This is a genomic window from Saliniradius amylolyticus (assembly GCF_003143555.1).
GTDB lineage: Bacteria > Pseudomonadota > Gammaproteobacteria > Enterobacterales > Alteromonadaceae > Saliniradius > Saliniradius amylolyticus.
Genome location: NZ_CP029347.1, coordinates 509,668 through 526,439, shown reverse-complemented (window position 1 = coordinate 526,439; position 16,772 = coordinate 509,668). Strand labels below are relative to the sequence as shown.

Sequence of the window (16,772 nt, the reverse complement as noted above, 5' to 3'; positions counted from 1 at the left end):
GCATAATAGTGCCATGACTCATATCACAGGCGACAAACCATGAGATGGATCACCCTGGTCTTGTTAGTGTTGCTGGGCCTGCTCCAGCACCGCCTGTGGTTTGGTAAACACAGCATTCCCGACTACTGGCAGCTCAAACAGGAAGTCCAGCAGCAACAACGCCAGAATGCCAACCTCAGACAGCGCAACCAACTGCTTCAGGCCGATATCAGGGACCTCAAAACAGGCCTTGAAGCCATTGAAGAGCGAGCGCGTAACGAACTGGGACTGATCCGGGAAGGCGAAACCTTTTATCGAATTCTGCCACCAGAACAATGAGCAACAGACTTTTCTCCGCCATCGTGCCGGCTGCAGGCATCGGCTCACGCATGGGTCAATCCATTCCCAAGCAATACCTGTCTTTGGGAGACCAGTGCATCCTGGCGCACACTCTGGATGCCCTGCTGGCTCATCCGGCTATCACTCAGATTGTAGTGGCTCTGAACCCACAGGATGCGGACTTTGCCACGTTGCCACAATCGCACGACCCCAGAGTCGTTACGACCACCGGCGGCGCCGAACGAGCCGATTCCGTGCTGGCAGGTTTGCAACTGGTCAGCCAGGACTGGGTATTGGTGCATGATGCCGCCCGGCCCTGCCTGACTCGTCATGATTTAGACAAGCTGATGACTCACGCTCAGCAAAACGAGCAAGGCGCCATTCTGGCCACTCCTGTCAGAGACACCATGAAGCGGGCGAATGAGCAGCAGCAGATCCTGCACACCGAGGAGCGCCAACACCTATGGCACGCCCTCACGCCTCAGCTTTTTCCTCGTCAGGCACTGCTTCAGGCACTGCAAGAGGCTCAGGGACCTATCACCGATGAAGCTTCAGCTATGGAGCAAACCGGCTACCCGGTAAAGTTAATCCAAGGCTGCGCCAGCAATATCAAGGTGACGCAGGCCGAAGATCTGGCTCTGGCTGAATTTTATCTGCGACAACAACACAGGATTACCGAATGAACATACGCATCGGCCATGGCTATGATGTACACCGCTTTGGCGGTCCCGGCCCGGTTACCATCGGCGGCGTTAAGATCGAGCATGAACACGGTCTGCTGGCCCACTCTGACGGCGACGTCGCCCTGCATGCCCTGTGCGACGCGATTCTGGGCGCGTTAGCACTGGGCGATATTGGCCGGCACTTCCCGGATACCGACGCCCAGTTTGAAGGCGCCGATAGTCGCGGATTATTGCGGCATGTTTACGCCTTAGCCAAAGAGAAAGGCTACGGTTTAAACAATCTGGATCTCACCATCATCGCTCAGACGCCTAAAATGGCGCCCCATATCGAGACTATGATTCACGCCATTGCTGAGGATCTTGACGCTACCCCGGAGCAAATTAACATCAAGGCCACCACAACGGAGAAACTGGGATTCACAGGCCGCAAGGAGGGCATCGCCTGCCATGCGGTGGTGTTACTGGTGGCCCAATGATGCAGACCCAACACTGGCAGTACCGCTTTGGACAACCCGAAGCCAGCGGCACCTTAAAACAGCAGCCGGCGGATTTTGTCGTTCGAGAGGAGCTTGGCTTTACCCCCAGCGGCGAAGGCGAACATGTCTTTGTTCAGCTGGAAAAGCAAGGCCAGAACACCGTATGGGTCGCCGAACAACTGGCTCGTTTTGCGGGGGTCCCTGCGCGCGCCGTATCCTACTCCGGACGCAAGGACAAACACGCCCTGACCGAGCAATGGTTTGGCATTCATCTGCCCGGAAAGACCACGCCGGACTTTTCCGGCTGTCAGATAGAGGGCGTTCGCATTGTACGGGTGCTCAGACACCACAAGAAGCTGCGCACTGGTACCCACAAGTGCAACCGGTTCGAACTGTGGTTAAGAGATATCGACCGGCCTGAATCAGTCGAACAACGACTCGCATGGATACTTCAGGGCGTGCCTAATTACTATGGCCCTCAGCGTTTTGGCCGCCATAACAGCAACCTTAAATTTGCCGAACTCTTAATCAAGGGCGAGAGCATTCGCCATCGCCAGAAGCGTTCCATGGCCATCTCCGCTCTTCGCTCCTGGCTGTTTAATGAGTTTGTCAGTGAGCGGCTGGTGCAAGGTCAGTTCCAAAAGGCCATGCAAGGGGATATTATGGTGCTAAGTGGTAGCAATAGCTTCTTCTGCGCCGAGTCGCCGGACAGTGAAGAGATTCAAACCCGACTGGTTAACCATGATATTCTGTTGTCTGCACCGCTGTGGGGCGCAGGAGAGTTAGCCACTCAAGGCGATGCGGCCGAGTGGGAACAAAGGGTAGCTCAGCACTACCCTCAAGTGACGGCGGCCCTGGCCAGACAGAACTTAAAACAAGAGCGTCGAGCACTGCTGTTACTGCCGCAGCATTTTGACTGGCAGTGGCAAGATAACCACCTCAGGCTCGATTTCCGGCTCCCCACCGGTGCTTTTGCCACCTCGGTGGTACGTGAGCTAATGCAAACCCGTTCAGTGGAGGATGCATGAAACTACTTTTAAGCAACGACGATGGCGTTCACGCCGAAGGTCTGGCCTCTTTGTATCAGGGCCTCAGCGAGGACCACGATATTTGCGTGATTGCGCCGGATCGCAATTGCAGTGGAGCCAGTAATGCCCTGTCTTTACATCAACCGCTGCGCATCCAGCAGATGAAAAACGGCTTCTATGCAGTCAACGGCACGCCATCGGATTGCGTCCACCTGGGCATCAACGCCTTTATGCAGGACGACCCTGAACTGGTGGTGTCCGGCATCAACCACGGTGCCAACCTGGGCGATGATGTGATTTACTCGGGTACGGTAGCTGCTGCCACGGAAGGTCGCTTTATGGGTCTACCGGCTGTGGCTGTGTCCTTGTGCGGCCACCCCGGGAAGCACTTTGACACCGCCGCCCGGATCGTCCGCGACATCGTCAGCCACCTGAGCCAGCACCCTTTACCCGCGGACCAGATTCTGAATATTAATGTGCCCGACGTGCCCTATGAACAACTCAAAGGCATTCAGGTCACCCGACAAGGTCGCCGCCATAGAGCAGAAGCCATGGTGCGCAGCGAAGACCCCTTTGGCCGGGAAATTTTTTGGTATGGCAAGGTCGGGCAAGAACAGGACGCCGGTGAAGGCACCGATTTTCATGCCATCGCCAACGGTTATTGTTCGGTCACCCCATTAAGTGTGGATATGACCGCCTATCAAAGCCTGGACGCCATGCAACAATGGATAGAAAAACTCTGACGTTCTTATGATTCAAGACCACCTTAATCCCACTCGCCAGGGCGAAGGCCTGGCAAGAACCCTGTATCAGGAAGGCATTCATAACCAGAATGTGCTTCGCGCCATTGCCTGCGTACCCAGAGACCGGTTTCTGCCCGACACCCTTAAACACAAGGCCTATGAAAATACCGCCTTACCCATTGGGCAGGGACAGACTATTTCCCAACCCTATATTGTCGCACGTATGACCGAGTTATTGCTCAATGGCGGCCATCACTGTGGCAAAGTGCTCGAGATCGGCACGGGTTGCGGTTATCAAAGCGCGGTGCTGGCGCAGTTGGTAGACCAGGTGTATTCGGTAGAACGCATTAAGGCGTTGCAGTATCAAGCCAAGCAACGCCTGCACAGCATGGATCTGCATAATATTGCCATGAAACACGGTGACGGTTGGCAGGGCTGGCGCAGTAAAGGGCCGTTTGACGGTATTCTGGTCACCGCGGCTGCCAGTCATATGCCCGAACAACTATTGCACCAACTGACCGATGGTGGACGCCTGGTGATCCCCGTGGGCGAGCAGCAACAGCACCTGTATGTTATCAGCCGCAACGGCGACCAATTCGAACAGCAAGTAGTGGAAGCAGTGCGCTTTGTGCCACTGGTCCCCGGAGATATTCTGTGAGGATATTCCAGTTTTGCTATGACCAGAGCCTGAAGTGGGCGGCCCACCGACATGCCCCCTATTATTTGGGTAGCATGAGCTTCGCCGAATCGGTATTTTTCCCTATACCCCCCGATGTCATGTTAATGCCCATGACCCTCGCCAAACCTCAGAAAGCTTGGTTTTATGCCTTATTAACCACACTGACTTCTGTGCTGGGAGGCATACTGGGATTTGTACTGGGGTGGTTTGCCTATGACAGCCTCCTACAGCCTTTAATCATCGAATGGGGGTATCAGGATAAGCTGGATCAAGCCGTCAACTGGTTTGAAAGCTATGGCATCTGGGTGGTGTTCCTGGCGGGATTCTCACCAATTCCCTATAAGGTCTTTACCATCAGCGCCGGTATGTTGCAGATGGCATTTCTCCCTTTCCTGCTGGCTTCGGCCATAGGTCGGGGGATGCGGTTTTACCTGGTCGCCGCTTTGATGCGCTGGGGGGGCGCTGCCATGGCCACTAAGCTCAGAGACTACGTGGATGCCATTGGCTGGAGCACCGTCATATTAGCCAGCCTAGCCTACTTGCTGTTGAGGTAGGCCGTGAGATTCAGGTTCCAGGGACGACAACGAACTTTTATCATGATGACTCTCTTCGCTCTGCTGACAGGGTGCTCTGGCCGTCCAACCCCCGCACCGGTGATCGAGGTCAGCCAGGCAGGCAGCTTTCGAGATTTACCGGAAAAATCCACCTACAAAGTACAACAAGGGGATACCCTGTTTTCCATCGCCTGGTATTCCGGAAACGATTACCGGGACCTTGCCAGGCTTAACAATATTCGGCCTCCCTACCGCATTTATCCGGGACAAAAGCTGCGTCTTAAGCCTTCCCCAAAAACGACAGACACCAATACTTCAGATACTGGTCAGACCAGAAAATTAAAACCAAATCAATCAGTTGATCGAACCAAAAAGCAGGCGTATGGTGGTAAAAAAGCGGTTAATAAATCATCACAGGAAAGTAAACAACAAGCTTTCCCTGAGGTAGTGAACGGCTGGGCCTGGCCGGCTAACGGTAAGGTCATCGCCACATTCTCACTACAAGATGATGGTAATAAGGGTATTGATATTGCCAATACCATAGGCAGTCCGGTTAGGGCTGCCGCCAAAGGCAAGGTGGTATACACCGGCGACGCCCTAAGGGGATTCGGTAACTTGGTCATTATCAAGCATACCGATGCCTACTTAACGGCCTACGCTCATAACCGGAAAATACTGGTGAAAGAGCAACAATGGGTCGAGGCCGGACAGCACATTGCCGAAATGGGAGACAGTGGTACGTCACGGGTTAAATTACATTTTGAGGTGCGCCATAAAGGCAAGTCTGTAAACCCGATGCGATATCTTCCGCAGCGATAATAACAATAAACAATAAAAACAAAGAGGCGTTATGTACCATTAACCAGAACAACACGGAGATTGCCGTAATGGGTCACAAGAAGAACACCCTCGTCGCTGAAAAAGCCAATGATAAACCGGACGATGTGGTGGAAACGTCCAAATCTGATGACAACGACCCTATGGAAGAGATCGTCGCCAGTCAGGATGATATCCACCGCAACCTGGATGCCACCCAACTCTATCTGGGTGAAATCGGATTTTCCCCTCTACTCACCGCAGAAGAAGAAGTGCATTTTGCTCGTCGCGCCTTAAAAGGTGACGATGCAGCCCGACAACGTATGATCGTCAGTAATTTGCGCTTGGTGGTGAAGATCGCCCGACGTTATAACAACCGTGGCCTGCCACTTTTAGATCTCGTGGAAGAGGGTAACCTGGGACTGATTCGAGCCGTCGAGAAATTCGATCCCGAGCGTGGTTTTCGCTTTTCCACCTATGCCACCTGGTGGATCCGACAGACCATCGAGCGGGCGATAATGAACCAAACCCGCACCATTCGTTTGCCCATTCACGTGGTGAAAGAGCTCAATGTCTATCTGCGTGCGGCTCGTGAACTGGCCCAAAAGCTAGACCACGAACCCACGGCCGAGGAAATCGCCCTGGCGTTAGAGCGCCCCGTGGAAGATGTGGTGAAAATGCTGCGCTTAAATGAGCGTATTGGCTCGGTAGACACCCCCATCGGCAGCGACAATGATAAGGCATTGCTAGACATTATCGCCGATGAGAAAGGCCAGGGGCCCGAGTCTGAACTGCAGAATAAAGACATCAAAAGTAGCATTGTGGATTGGCTGTTCGAGCTGAACCCCAAACAACGTGAGGTCCTGGCAAGGCGGTTTGGTCTTCTCGGCTACGAACCCTCGACCCTGGAAGATGTGGGCTCTGAAATTGGCCTGACCCGTGAGCGGGTGCGTCAAATCCAGGTTGAAGCCTTGCGCCGCCTTCGGGACATGCTGGCTCATCAGGGACTCAATCTGGAATCGCTGTTTAATACCGAGCAGCTTTAAATCTTAAACACAACGCCCCGATATCGGGGCGTTGTTCGTTTAGAGGCCGGTGGCCGTTCAATCTCTGATACGGCCGTTGCCTTTACTCATGTTTTGCCTGTAATACCGCCAATAGTTCAATATTGTCATCGCGGGCAAAATCCGATGGCAGAATAAATCCCCCGGCGTGCAAAGGCACTTCGACGCCCACCGAGCGCCAGCAGCGATCCACATACTCCGAACAGAGATACTCTTTATCCGGTTTGATGCGGTCATATTCTTCGTCACTGAAATTGATTGCCCGGGCCAGTATGCGCGCCGAAATACGAGCAATCTGATCTTTATCATAAGGATAACCAAACTGATCCAAGGCAAATTGCACCAGCTGCTGGCGACCAGTCTCATCCACCAAATGCTCAAATTGCCGATGACGGGCCACGATCAGGCCTCCGGGGTAAGGGTTGCCCCGGTTATCATAGTTGTCTAAGTATTTGGATAGACGAACCGCCCTGACTCCGGCAGGCTCCACACTCTCCAGCAGCATGACACGATTATATTCCTCCAACTTGACAATCAAGCCAACATGGCTCCAGACACTGTCCGAGCCCCGTTGAATCATGGAGGAAAACAGACCACTGCCGGAGCACATCAGAATATCACCAGTACGTAACTGAGGCCGACACTCAGTGAGGTAATCCACCTCAGGTTGATGGGGAAAAGGTTTTACGGGCACCGACATCCTGCTCTCCTTAGTTGTCAGATTGTTTATTCCCTTGCTCTAATCTAGCCTAATTCTGGCTAAGCTGCTTTTTATTCCATAGGTTCTGATGTTGGGCATAAGAGAAAAAGGTGTGGGGATGCCAGCATTTAGGGATCAGATCGAGCTCTTTACGCTCCTCAAAGTTGGACACCAACTTCCGCAGGATAGCGATCAACCGGTCCCGACTGATTTGTTCCAGCTTAGCCCGTGCTTCCGGGAAAAACAGGTTATTTTCCTGACTCACTCTCACATCAGTCCCAAACTGATAAAAGGTCAGGTTCTTGGTGGCCATGCGGCACACCGGCTCGTCCAGCGGCTCAGGGTAAAGACCGGTCACTATGGCGTACTCATATTTCTCCTGATCCTTACCTTCACTGTCCTTGGGAATATAGGTAACCCCAAATCCCACCGGGAAACGCCCGACTATACCAATAAAGCTTTGCACCGCTCGCTCATTCAAAGTTCGCCGTTCACCTAACTGAGTGAGAACGTCGATGACATTGGGCATTGATGTATAGGCATATCGGGTATTGAGCACCATGGAGGCATAGGACTGAGGAATCTTCAGCAGATTGCCGATGGATTGCTTCGGGTCCGCCGCGGCCGTCAACAGAGTCAGTAAGAATTTGTGCTTCTCTTTTTCGTTTTGCTCAAACTGGTCCCGCTCCTCCTTAGAGTTGCCCACATACATATCCATGCCCACTGCGTCACGACAAAACCGCAGGCTTTGCTCAAAGTTAATCTTGCGCAGTGCCTGTTTTTGTTCACTATCCAGGCTACGCTGCTTTCTGCTGTCTTCCGGCTTGTTGTCCACCAAAGCCAGTGCATCCGGGTGGTAATAACCGATATCCTGCAACAGGGCCGCCATCACTAAGGGCACCTTAACGTACCGGCGATAAGGACATTCACGCGCTTCGTCTTTATTTTTAGGGTTGCGGACCCTGGCCTGTTCATGACGAAGTAAATAGGGATTGGTTAACAGCTCATCCCTCACCAGTTGTTCAAGTAACAGCAGGGCCAGTACCGCCTTGTAGATATGCTGGCTATGATGATGCCATTGGTCGGCCCGATGTCGTACCTCATCGGAGCCCATCAGCATGACCGACCCTAACAAGCGAGCGGAGGCACGAACACGTTCTTCGTCTTCGTTGTGCTCCACCATATCGATAATCTGCTCGGCAAAAGCCACCATTTTCTTGTGGCGCGTGACCTGCTCGTCTTTAAGCTGCTTCTCAAAGTCTTTAACGGCTTTCTTAGCCCGCTTCAGGGTCTTTTCATCTTTCGGATTCGCTTCGGCCTGCTTCTGTTTGTTCTTCAGGTCTTCCAGGCGCTCCAATGCCAAAGGCTGCTCGTTGAAATAATCGGTAGCCTGCTCGTAGAAAGAATCCCGCATCGAGGACTTATTGTGGATCTTAGCCACCAGCACCCGCAGGTCTTTAATGTAATTACTCTCACCGATCTTCGCCTTTGCCATTTACCAGCCTATTGTCATTACTATTGCAATATACGAGCTATTTTTCTGCAGCCTTGACGCTCTGCCATAAGTGTTCGAGCTCTGTCAGTGACAGGCCTGTGACCCCATCAGCCTTTTCGTCGGCATGTTGTTCCACTTGCCGAAACCGGCGTTCAAACTTAGCGTTCGCTCTTCGCAATGCGGTTTCCGGGTCTTTTTTCAAGTGACGCACCAGATTCACGGTGGCGAACAGTAAATCACCCAATTCCTCTTCCAGCGCCTCTTCATTTCGTTTTGAACGCGCCAGTTCTTGCTGAACCTCCTCTATTTCCTCATGGATTTTGTCCAGCACTCCTGTTGTATCGGGCCAATCAAAACCAACATTAGCACATCGTTTCTGTAATTTATAAGCACGGGTCAACGACGGCAGCGCGAGAGGAATATTATCCAGGGCACTGACGGCCTCGTCGTTTGCCTTGGCCTGCCGCTCCCGAGCCTTCTCCAGCTCCCAGTTTTGCTTAACTTCCTGCTCGCTGAAGGAGTGCTCACCGAATACATGAGGGTGGCGACGAATGAGCTTCTCGGCCATGGCACCGGCGATGGCCTCAAAATCAAACCATTGCTTTTCCTTACCCAGGCGGGCGTAAAATACCACCTGAAACAAGAGATCACCCAGTTCTTCCTGAATATCGGCTTTGTCCTGACGCTCGATGGCATCGGCGACCTCATAGGCTTCCTCTATGGTGTGTGGCACTATGCTGGCAAAGTCCTGCTTCAGATCCCAGGGGCAACCAGAGTCTGGATCACGCAGACAATCCATCACCCAAAGCAGACGGTCAAGTTGAGAATAGGAGCTTGATGACATCAGTGATCCTTTCGAGTGACATCCACAACGCCGTGGATCTGTTGTAATCGATGCAGGGTCCGCGACAGGGCGCTGAGATCCGGCACCTCAATAGTTAACAGCACCAAAGCCAACTGGTCCTTGGTATTCATCTGGCTATTCACGCTCAATAACCCAATTTTATCATTGGCCAGCACGGTGGTGATGTCTCTGAGCATGCCGTCTCTGTCAAGACAGCGAATGGCCACATCCACCTTAAAGGCACTACCACTGTCTCCAGACCAGTGCACATCAATGGCACGCTCTGGGTGTTCATCCAGTAAGTGAGACAACTGCTCACAATCCTCCCGATGCACACTCACACCGCGCCCCTGAGTAATGTAGCCCTGAATAGGGTCACCGGGCAGCGGCTGACAACAGTTGGCCAACTGGGTCAGTAAGTTCCCAACACCTTCCACCACCACGCTGTCACCGGCCTTGCCCGGCCGAAAGCGTCGTGTCTTGATAGGCAGTTCAGGCTCCGGTTCACCCTGGTGTTGCTGCAGCAGGTAATTGACCACCTGATTGAGGCGAATATCACCGGCACCAACGGCGGCATAGAGATCATCCACCGTTTGCACATTAAAGCGTTCACAGGCCTGATCGGCGTCTTTAACCGGCACATTCACCCGCTGTAATTCTCGTTCCAGCGACTCTTTGCCCGCTTGACGGTTCTTGCTCTTGTCCTGTTTCTTAAAAAAGGTATGAATCTTGGCCCTGGCCCGGGATGAGTGTACATAACCCAACGCCGGATTCATCCAGTCGCGGCTGGGGTTTTGTTGTTTACCGGTCAGAATTTCGACCTGATCGCCCGTCTGCAATTGATAAGTGAAAGGCACGATGCGGCCAAATACCTTGGCGCCGATACAGCGATGGCCCACATTACTGTGAATGTAGTAGGCGAAGTCCAGAGGCGTGGCCCCCTGAGGCAGGTCGATCACATCCCCTTGAGGCGTGAACACGTAGACCCGATCGTCAAACACCTGACTGCGCAGCTCTTCCACCAGCTCGCCAGATTCGGCCATTTCCTCCTGCCACTGCAGGATCTTACGCAGCCAGTTGATCTTATCGTCGAAGCTGGAGGTGCTGCCTGCACTGCCTTCCTTATATTTCCAGTGTGCCGCCACGCCAAGCTCAGCATCTTGGTGCATTTGCTCGGTACGGATTTGAATTTCCACCGATTTGCCCTCGGGGCCCACCACCACCGTATGAATGGACTGATAGCCATTTGGCTTGGGGGTAGCGATATAGTCGTCGAATTCCTGCGGGATATGGTTCCAGTTGGCGTGCACAATCCCCAAGGCGCCATAACAGTCTTGCAGGCGCTCTGCGATAATGCGTACTGCCCGGATGTCGAACAACTCCTCGAAGCTCAGGTGTTTTTTCTGCATCTTCTTCCAGATGCTGTAAATGTGCTTAGGCCGCCCATACACCTGAGCCCGGATATGCTCTTGCTCCAACTGCTCTTGCAGATTGGCCACAAAGTGATCGATATAGGCTTCTCTGTCTTCCCGCTTACCATCCAGCCAACGGGCAATTTTCATGTAGGTGTCCGGGTGCAGATAACGAAACGACAGATCTTCCAGCTCCCACTTCAGCTGACCGATGCCAAGCCGGTTCGCCAGCGGTGCATAGATGGTGGCGCACTCCCGGGCTAACAAAACCCGGGTTTCTTCATCGGCCTGTTTGACCGCCCTGAGCGCACAAATACGCTCGGCCAGTTTGATCACCACCGCCCGCACATCTTCCACCATGGACAATAGCATGCGTCTTAGGTTGTCGATCTGAGCCTCATCACCAGATTGCTTGTGATGTCTCAGTGTGCGGATGGCCGCCATCCGCCGAACCCCCTGAATCAACTGGTGAATACCGCTGCCATAGGTGGTGACAATGGTTTCGTCATCAAGCTGTTGTTGTTCGCAATGTGGCAAAACAATGGCGGCTTGCAGTGTCTCAGTGTCCATATGCAGATCCAGCAGGATTTCCACCATCTCCCGCGCCTGCTCGGACACCACCTGTCCCCCGGCTATTTCGGTCAGCCTCTGACGGGTCCTGGCCGAAATGGGTAACGAGGCCAGCCACTCCTGAAAGGAGGCATCTTCTTGTTTGTGCACCTTGCGAATCGAGACCATAACTTTGTTCCAACTAACCGGGTTTCACTAACGCCATCAATTCAGTATGGGAGGTGTAGGGAAACATATCCATCAGGGCTATTTTATGAACCTGCCAGCCCGCCTCAAGCAACACCGACAGGTCACGGGCAAACGTTGCGGGGTTACAGGATACATACACAACCGCCTTGGGACGGCTTTGGGCCAGCAGCGGCATCACCGCCTGAGCCCCGGCCCTAGCGGGATCCAGCACGACCTTATCAGCCATGCTCAACGACTTGAACAGTGATTCGGGTTCAGTTAGATCCTGCTTTATAAATGTCAGGTTATCCAGCTTATTCAGAGCGGCGTTCGCTCGAGCCCGCCGCACCATGGCATCACTGACTTCCACCCCCACCACTTCAGCTCCCCGCCTGGCCAGCGGCAGGCTAAAGTTCCCCATACCAGCGAACAGATCCCAGATCGTTTCACCTGTCTGGGGCATAAGCCAATCCAGCGTCTGAGACACCATGGCCAGATTTACCTCGCCATTGACCTGCACAAAGTCATTGGGTCCGAGATTCAGCTGACAACCTTCTACCCAGTAACCTGCCTCTTGCCCGGGGCCCGCCAGATGATCAATCTGGTCATCACCTCTATCGAGCAGGATCTGACAGTGTTGCTGTCTGGCTAAGTCACACAGAGCTTGCTTGTCTTGATTGGCCAACGGCCGGGTTACCCGCAGCACCAGCTGCACTGCACCTTGCTTATCACTACCGTCGAACAGACTAATATGCCCTAATGCCCGCTGCCCTCTGAGTTTTGTCAGCGTTTCTCTGAGCGGTACCAACAACGCCTGCAGAGGCGGCGTCAGAACCTCACATTGTTGAATGTCCACCACCTGCTGACTGCGCTGACCACGAAAGCCCACCTTCAGTGTCTTACCGGTCGCGTCCAACGCTATACGTGCCTTGCGTCGGTAGCCTTTCGGATTCCCCGCTAACGGAGCATACCAGGGCAGGTCAGCTGCTCCCGCCACCCGTTTTAGCAATTCATCCACCGCCGCCTGTTTATGGGCTAGCATAACTTCTGGGTCTGCATGCTGTGTCTGGCAGCCGCCGCACTGGTCGAAGTGGGGGCAAAACGGCGTTTGTCGCTCGGCGCTGGCCTCGATAACCTCCTGAACCTGACCGCGCCAAAACTGACGCTTTTGTTCGGTAATACCAATGCGACAACGCTCACCGGGCAAACCGCCTTCGGCAAAGATCACCGGTTTGTGCTCGCGACAGACCCCGACTCCGGCGTGATCCAGTGTATCGACAACTGTCGTCAGGCGTTTTTGCGTCCTGGTTCGGGACTTAGACTTTGGGGGCCGAAAAACCTTGACCATCTTCTCCCTCCAGGATCACCGTTGCCACTGCATAGTGCTGCTCGTCAGTAATGGAAATATGACTCTGGACCACCCCCAACTGATGACAATGCTCCAACAGAGCGCCTTCCAGATGCAAAATGGGCTGCCCTGAGGGCAGATGGCGGATCTCCATCTGCTGAAAGCTTATCCCGTTGCCGATGCCGGTCCCTGCGGCCTTAACTGCAGCTTCCTTAGCCGCAAAACGCTTCGCCAGGAAACGGGCTGGGTATTTCTGCTTTGCCAGTTCGGCCTGTTCGGTGTCGGTAAGAATCCGCTCGGACAGCTTATTGGAGCGCTCCAATTGCGCTTCGATACGAGCAGTTTCGACGATATCCGTACCTAGTCCCAAAATCGCCATGCTAGACTCCCTGACGCGCTTGTAACATCAGCGCCTTCATATCGGCCACCGCCTTAGCCAAACCGTCGAAAGCCGCACGGGCGATCACCGCATGCCCAATATTCAGCTCAATAATACCGTCGATGGCAGCGATGGGCTTCACATTATGGTAATGCAGGCCGTGACCAGCATTCACCTTCAAGCCGCGGGACTGGGCCAACGCCACTCCCTCGCGAATACGCACTAATTCCTGCTCCGCTTCCGCCTCATTGCGGGCCTCGGCATAGTGACCGGTATGGATCTCGATGAACTTAGCACCAGCCTTAGCAGCGGCGTCTATCTGCCGCTCATCAGCATCGATAAACAACGAGACGATAATACCCTGTCCTTGTAGGCGCTCGCAGGCAGCTTGTACCCGCTCGAAATTACCCACCACGTCCAGGCCTCCCTCGGTGGTCAGCTCCTCGCGCTTTTCCGGTACCAGGCAACTGTACTCGGGTTGGATGCGCTCAGCGATGGTCAACATTTCTTCGGTCACCGCCATTTCCAGGTTAAGTCGGGTATTGATGGTTTGTCGCAACAATTCCACATCTCTGTCGATAATGTGACGGCGATCTTCCCGCAAATGCACGGTAATGCCATCCGCGCCAGCCCGTTCGGCAATATCGGCCGCATGAACCGGGTCCGGATAGGCGGTACCCCTGGCGTTACGCAAGGTGGCAATGTGATCAATGTTTATCCCAAGCAGTATCTCTTGCATAGTTAACCTTCTAAAGTCATAAAAAGTTCCCGGCTTTTCAGCGGCTTACTACCTAATAGTGGCTGAAGTGCCAGGCGGTTCAGTCGCTTGGCAGCACGTAGGGTATCAGGGTGCCAGTGCCGCTCACCAATAGCCAGTAAGTCCTGGCCACGAAACAACCCTCTGGCGTTCGAGCCTGCCGCCACCGGGGTGAAGCCTTCATCCTCATCGTAGCGATAGTAGTCGTCGACCAGTATCTCACCGTTAGCATGATGCTGAAAATCAGGCGCATAACCGAGCTCATTAAGCAGCAGGAGCTCATAATTTCTCAGGATCGGCTCCAGCTCATCAGGCTGCTTCACCAGTGTCACTAAGCTTTGCCGATAGGCGCTAAACAGCTCGGGCACCGGTAACTCGGCTTGCAGTAATCGGGTCAATAATTCATTTAAATACAGGGCAGAAAACAGTGCCCGCCCTTGCAGCGGATAGGCCAGCTCGGCCGCCTCTACCGTTCTCAGCTGCTTAAGCTCGCCCCGTCCCGCCAGCCCCATTTGCAATAATCGAAAGGGCTGTAACAGGTGGCTGCCGCCATTCTTCCGGTTCCGCTGGCCCCGTGCCATGACCCGAACCTTGCCCCATTGTTCGGTAAGCAGATCCACCAAAAAGCTGGTTTCCCGATACGGTCGTCGATGGAGTACAAAGCCCTGACAGAGTGATGCTTGCATGGTCAGGCGCGCCTTAGCCGCACGACCTTCATAATATCAAAATCCAACCCCGCAACCGACTCGGTATCCGGGTAATAGGTCAGATTCACCCGAGCGCCTTGCAATGACTGATAGGGCTTTTTACGCCTAAACTTAAAAGGCGTATCCACGCCTTCCAGCATCAGGGTATGCAGATACCAGTCGCCGTCCTCACGCTGCACATGGGAGATGACTCTGCGGTTCTCGCTATGGGTCAACTGGGGATGCTCAAGCAGTTTTTTCAGTTGTGGATCACTCATGGTCTGGTGCCTAAGGTCTGTTTATATTTCATAGACGGACTCTGAATTCAGGCCGGCGCGATGGCATCCACCAGCAACTGAGGGCTTACCCGCCCCCGGTAACGGTTAATATCGAGCTTATAAGCCAGCTGCACCTGCCGAATACGACGGTCCGGCCAGATGCGGGTATCCACATTAAACGCGATGCCATCGATAACCTTTCCCGACGCCGTACCAAGCTGCAATTTAAGGTGCTTATCGCCGACCAGTCGCTGCTCTACTACCTCGAACAGGCCATCAAACAGCGGTTCAGGAAAGCCTTGCCCCCAGGGGCCGGCCTGCTTTAGCTGCTCGGCAAATTCCAGCGACAGCTGCTCATCATTTAACTCACCGTCGCTTAGGATCTCGCCGGCGAGTGAGCGTCCGGACAACCACTCCCCGGCTACCTGAGCAAACACCGTTTTAAAGGCCTCAAACTGAGACACCGGCAGACTCAGACCAGCCGCCATGGCGTGACCACCGAACTTGCTGATAACACCGGGGTATCGATGACTGATCTCTTCCAGCAGGTCCCGGATATGCAGCCCCGGAATGGAGCGTGCCGAGCCTTTAAGAGTGTCATCATCCTGATGGGCAAATGCCACCGTGGGGCGAAAGTATTGCTCTTTGATACGCCCGGCAACAATGCCGATCACACCCTGGTGCCAGTCGCTCTGATACAGGGCAATACCATCTGGCAGAGTCTCTTCCTGCAATGCCAGCGAATCCAGTATGGCCACCGCTTCTTGCTTCATGCTGGCTTCGATGTCTTTGCGTTCCTGATTCAGACTGTCCAACTGTACCGCCATCTGGCGGGCCCGGCCAATGTCGTCAGCCAGCAGACACTCGATCCCCATCACCATATCGTCCAGTCGCCCTGCGGCGTTCAGCCGGGGACCTAAGACAAAGCCCAGATCCGAGGCCTGCAGGTCGGCCAGATTGCGGCCCGCCACCTCTACCATAGCCTGAATGCCCGGACGACAGCGTCCACTACGAATCCGCTGAAGGCCCTGGTGGACCAATACGCGATTGTTCTGATCCAGCATCACCACGTCGGCAATGGTCCCTAAGGCCACCAAATCCAAAAAGTCCGCCGGATTCGGCGCCTTCTGCTGTTCGAAATAGCCCTGCTGCTGCAGATGACGACACAAGGCCAGCATCAGGTAAAATGCCACCCCGACTCCCGCCAGGTGTTTCGACATAAACTCACAGCCCGGCTGGTTGGGATTAACGATAGCATCCGCCTCGGGGAGTTCTTCCGCCGGCAGGTGATGGTCGGTAACGATAAGATCCATGCCTAATTCACGAGTCCGGCGAGCTCCGGCCAGACAGGCAATGCCATTGTCCACTGTGATAATCAGCTCGGCACCATTTTGATGGGCCACCTCGACGATTTCCGGGCTCAGGCCATAACCAAAGTCAAAGCGATTGGGCACCAGATAATCCAGTGACTGAAAGCCCATCTGTTTCATCGCCAGAAGACACAGTGCCGTGCTGGTGGCACCGTCAGCATCAAAATCACCGACAATGATAATCTTGTGGTTCAACTCCAGTGCCTGACACAAGCGCTCCACCGCCGACGACAGACCATTGAGCCCATCGTAGTGCAACAACGATCTGGTACTGTGGTCCAGTTCAGAACTGTCCGTCACACCACGGCTGGCATAGATCTGTTGCAAGCGCCTGGAAAGGTTCGACAAATTTGGTAACGAATCGGGCACCGCCCGGCGCACGATATTCAGCGGCTCTGACACGA

General features: G+C 54.0%; 19 protein-coding genes. 9 read left to right on the top strand and 10 right to left on the bottom strand.

Going from position 1 to position 16,772, the window contains the following annotated elements:
* The first annotated feature begins 39 nt into the window (after positions 1–39).
* From ftsB to rpoS, 9 genes are all read left to right on the top strand, one after another.
* On the top strand, positions 40–318 hold the full coding sequence (gene ftsB / locus HMF8227_RS02660) for a cell division protein FtsB (RefSeq protein ID WP_109338702.1): 279 nt from the start codon (positions 40–42) through the stop codon (positions 316–318).
* On the top strand, positions 315–1,001 hold the full coding sequence (gene ispD, locus HMF8227_RS02655; RefSeq protein ID WP_109338701.1) for a 2-C-methyl-D-erythritol 4-phosphate cytidylyltransferase: 687 nt from the start codon (positions 315–317) through the stop codon (positions 999–1,001). Before ftsB ends, ispD begins: the two co-directional genes overlap by 4 nt.
* Positions 998–1,477, top strand: a complete 480-nt coding sequence (gene ispF, locus HMF8227_RS02650; RefSeq protein WP_109338700.1) for a 2-C-methyl-D-erythritol 2,4-cyclodiphosphate synthase — start codon at positions 998–1,000, stop codon at positions 1,475–1,477. The genes ispD and ispF overlap by 4 nt, the downstream gene beginning before the upstream one ends.
* Positions 1,477–2,505: a tRNA pseudouridine(13) synthase TruD gene (gene truD / locus HMF8227_RS02645; protein ID WP_109340989.1), complete on the top strand. Its 1,029-nt coding sequence runs from the start codon at positions 1,477–1,479 to the stop codon at positions 2,503–2,505. Before ispF ends, truD begins: the two co-directional genes overlap by 1 nt.
* Entirely contained in the window at positions 2,502–3,248 is a 747-nt protein-coding gene (gene surE / locus HMF8227_RS02640) for a 5'/3'-nucleotidase SurE (RefSeq protein ID WP_109338699.1), read from the top strand. The genes truD and surE overlap by 4 nt, the downstream gene beginning before the upstream one ends.
* A gap of 7 nt (positions 3,249–3,255) precedes the next feature.
* Positions 3,256–3,906 carry a protein-L-isoaspartate(D-aspartate) O-methyltransferase gene (locus tag HMF8227_RS02635; RefSeq protein WP_109338698.1) on the top strand — a complete coding sequence of 217 codons (651 nt, stop codon included), beginning with the start codon at positions 3,256–3,258 and terminating at the stop codon, positions 3,904–3,906.
* Positions 3,903–4,481 (top strand): YqaA family protein, encoded by a 579-nt coding sequence (locus HMF8227_RS02630; RefSeq protein WP_109338697.1) that lies wholly within the window; start codon positions 3,903–3,905, stop codon positions 4,479–4,481. The genes HMF8227_RS02635 and HMF8227_RS02630 overlap by 4 nt, the downstream gene beginning before the upstream one ends.
* 42 nt (positions 4,482–4,523) lie before the next feature.
* Entirely contained in the window at positions 4,524–5,300 is a 777-nt protein-coding gene (locus tag HMF8227_RS02625; protein WP_109338696.1) for a peptidoglycan DD-metalloendopeptidase family protein, read from the top strand.
* Positions 5,301–5,368: 68 nt separating this feature from the next.
* Positions 5,369–6,343, top strand: coding sequence for an RNA polymerase sigma factor RpoS (gene rpoS, locus HMF8227_RS02620; RefSeq protein WP_109338695.1), 975 nt, complete (start codon positions 5,369–5,371; stop codon positions 6,341–6,343).
* Between the two features lie 82 nt (positions 6,344–6,425).
* On the opposite strand, the gene HMF8227_RS02615 is transcribed toward rpoS, so the two are convergent.
* The 10 genes from HMF8227_RS02615 to recJ are packed head-to-tail and all read right to left on the bottom strand — an operon-like array spanning position 6,426 to position 16,770.
* Positions 6,426–7,061 (bottom strand): YiiX/YebB-like N1pC/P60 family cysteine hydrolase, encoded by a 636-nt coding sequence (locus tag HMF8227_RS02615; protein WP_109338694.1) that lies wholly within the window; start codon positions 7,059–7,061, stop codon positions 6,426–6,428.
* A gap of 49 nt (positions 7,062–7,110) precedes the next feature.
* A complete protein-coding gene (locus HMF8227_RS02610) occupies positions 7,111–8,556 on the bottom strand; it encodes a hypothetical protein (RefSeq protein ID WP_109338693.1) in 1,446 nt (481 codons plus the stop codon).
* 37 nt (positions 8,557–8,593) lie between these two features.
* Complete coding sequence (gene mazG / locus HMF8227_RS02605) at positions 8,594–9,400, bottom strand: nucleoside triphosphate pyrophosphohydrolase (RefSeq protein ID WP_109338692.1); 807 nt, start codon at positions 9,398–9,400, stop codon at positions 8,594–8,596.
* Positions 9,400–11,550, bottom strand: coding sequence for a GTP diphosphokinase (gene relA, locus HMF8227_RS02600; protein WP_109338691.1), 2,151 nt, complete (start codon positions 11,548–11,550; stop codon positions 9,400–9,402). Before relA ends, mazG begins: the two co-directional genes overlap by 1 nt.
* Positions 11,551–11,563: 13 nt before the next feature.
* Positions 11,564–12,898 (bottom strand): 23S rRNA (uracil(1939)-C(5))-methyltransferase RlmD, encoded by a 1,335-nt coding sequence (gene rlmD, locus HMF8227_RS02595; RefSeq protein WP_109338690.1) that lies wholly within the window; start codon positions 12,896–12,898, stop codon positions 11,564–11,566.
* Positions 12,867–13,277 (bottom strand): holo-ACP synthase, encoded by a 411-nt coding sequence (gene acpS / locus HMF8227_RS02590; protein WP_109338689.1) that lies wholly within the window; start codon positions 13,275–13,277, stop codon positions 12,867–12,869. Before acpS ends, rlmD begins: the two co-directional genes overlap by 32 nt.
* A 1-nt stretch (position 13,278) precedes the next feature.
* Positions 13,279–14,016, bottom strand: a complete 738-nt coding sequence (pdxJ, locus tag HMF8227_RS02585) for a pyridoxine 5'-phosphate synthase (protein WP_109338688.1) — start codon at positions 14,014–14,016, stop codon at positions 13,279–13,281.
* Positions 14,017–14,018: 2 nt separating this feature from the next.
* Positions 14,019–14,720, bottom strand: a complete 702-nt coding sequence (gene recO, locus HMF8227_RS02580) for a DNA repair protein RecO (protein WP_109338687.1) — start codon at positions 14,718–14,720, stop codon at positions 14,019–14,021.
* A 2-nt stretch (positions 14,721–14,722) separates the two neighbouring features.
* The gene (locus HMF8227_RS02575; RefSeq protein ID WP_109338686.1) at positions 14,723–14,998 is read right to left on the bottom strand and encodes a hypothetical protein; all 276 of its coding nucleotides are present in this window, start codon (positions 14,996–14,998) and stop codon (positions 14,723–14,725) included.
* Positions 14,999–15,045: 47 nt separating this feature from the next.
* Positions 15,046–16,770: a single-stranded-DNA-specific exonuclease RecJ gene (recJ, locus tag HMF8227_RS02570; protein ID WP_420820516.1), complete on the bottom strand. Its 1,725-nt coding sequence runs from the start codon at positions 16,768–16,770 to the stop codon at positions 15,046–15,048.
* Positions 16,771–16,772: the final 2 nt, after the last annotated feature.

What these genes read in the sequence shown, in the direction of transcription:
- acpS (WP_109338689.1), bottom strand. Translation starts at nt 13,277, where the DNA reads ATGGCGATTTTGGGACTAGGTACGGATATCGTCGAAACTGCTCGTATC.
- truD (WP_109340989.1), top strand. Translation starts at nt 1,477, where the DNA reads ATGCAGACCCAACACTGGCAGTACCGCTTTGGACAACCCGAAGCCAGC.
- mazG (WP_109338692.1), bottom strand. Translation starts at nt 9,400, where the DNA reads ATGTCATCAAGCTCCTATTCTCAACTTGACCGTCTGCTTTGGGTGATG.
- HMF8227_RS02575 (WP_109338686.1), bottom strand. Translation starts at nt 14,998, where the DNA reads ATGAGTGATCCACAACTGAAAAAACTGCTTGAGCATCCCCAGTTGACC.
- HMF8227_RS02635 (WP_109338698.1), top strand. Translation starts at nt 3,256, where the DNA reads ATGATTCAAGACCACCTTAATCCCACTCGCCAGGGCGAAGGCCTGGCA.
- ispF (WP_109338700.1), top strand. Translation starts at nt 998, where the DNA reads ATGAACATACGCATCGGCCATGGCTATGATGTACACCGCTTTGGCGGT.
- ftsB (WP_109338702.1), top strand. Translation starts at nt 40, where the DNA reads ATGAGATGGATCACCCTGGTCTTGTTAGTGTTGCTGGGCCTGCTCCAG.
- relA (WP_109338691.1), bottom strand. Translation starts at nt 11,550, where the DNA reads ATGGTCTCGATTCGCAAGGTGCACAAACAAGAAGATGCCTCCTTTCAG.
- recO (WP_109338687.1), bottom strand. Translation starts at nt 14,720, where the DNA reads ATGCAAGCATCACTCTGTCAGGGCTTTGTACTCCATCGACGACCGTAT.
- surE (WP_109338699.1), top strand. Translation starts at nt 2,502, where the DNA reads ATGAAACTACTTTTAAGCAACGACGATGGCGTTCACGCCGAAGGTCTG.
- HMF8227_RS02615 (WP_109338694.1), bottom strand. Translation starts at nt 7,061, where the DNA reads ATGTCGGTGCCCGTAAAACCTTTTCCCCATCAACCTGAGGTGGATTAC.
- HMF8227_RS02610 (WP_109338693.1), bottom strand. Translation starts at nt 8,556, where the DNA reads ATGGCAAAGGCGAAGATCGGTGAGAGTAATTACATTAAAGACCTGCGG.
- pdxJ (WP_109338688.1), bottom strand. Translation starts at nt 14,016, where the DNA reads ATGCAAGAGATACTGCTTGGGATAAACATTGATCACATTGCCACCTTG.
- rlmD (WP_109338690.1), bottom strand. Translation starts at nt 12,898, where the DNA reads ATGGTCAAGGTTTTTCGGCCCCCAAAGTCTAAGTCCCGAACCAGGACG.
- HMF8227_RS02625 (WP_109338696.1), top strand. Translation starts at nt 4,524, where the DNA reads ATGATGACTCTCTTCGCTCTGCTGACAGGGTGCTCTGGCCGTCCAACC.
- rpoS (WP_109338695.1), top strand. Translation starts at nt 5,369, where the DNA reads ATGGGTCACAAGAAGAACACCCTCGTCGCTGAAAAAGCCAATGATAAA.
- ispD (WP_109338701.1), top strand. Translation starts at nt 315, where the DNA reads ATGAGCAACAGACTTTTCTCCGCCATCGTGCCGGCTGCAGGCATCGGC.